1 protein-coding gene is annotated in these 590 nt (G+C 43.1%); it reads left to right on the top strand.

Going from position 1 to position 590, the window contains the following annotated elements; translation table 11 throughout:
• A partial coding sequence (locus ACRCJ0_RS18635; RefSeq protein WP_431391683.1) for a histidine phosphatase family protein occupies positions 1-590 on the top strand: 590 nt, incomplete at both ends.

Here is a 590-nt window from a genome sequence, read left to right as displayed (position 1 = left end):
GATTCACCAGTTACACGTGTCGGCATGCGTGTAGTCGACCAAGTAGCTGATACCCTAGCAGATGTCCCATTTGATTTAGCTTATACAAGTGATCTAGACCGGTGTATTGAAACAGGTGAGCGCATCTTAATGAAACAAGAAAATGATCTCCAACTATTCCCAGTTGAAGGCTTTAGAGAGTACAACTTCGGTGGTTTAGAAGATCAAGATATCGAGAAAGTATGGCCAAAATCCATTAGTCAATTAGTGGACGACATGCGGATCAATCAAATCCCTTCCACCCAATACGTCCCACTCATCATCGAAAACCTTGTGGACCGAGATGAAGAAGGTAATTCTGAAGACTTTATCACCTTCTGGAACCGGATTGAAGAAGCTATGTTGGATATCCATGACGACGCCCTAGAAGTCCGCATGGAAACCCAAAAGAAAGACATCCACGTCTTAATCGTCAGCCATGACATGCCCATTCGCTTCTTCCTACATGAAGTCCTACCAGAATTCGACCTAAAAGAAGAATTAGAATACGGCCATTATGCCCATGTCGTTTATACCAAAGGTGCCTACGAACTAGAAGAATTTAACCAAGT

The organism is Aerococcus sp. L_32, assembly GCF_050689315.1.
The sequence above is the reverse complement of the archived record's forward strand: the minus strand, read 5'-3'. Positions and strand labels throughout refer to the sequence as shown.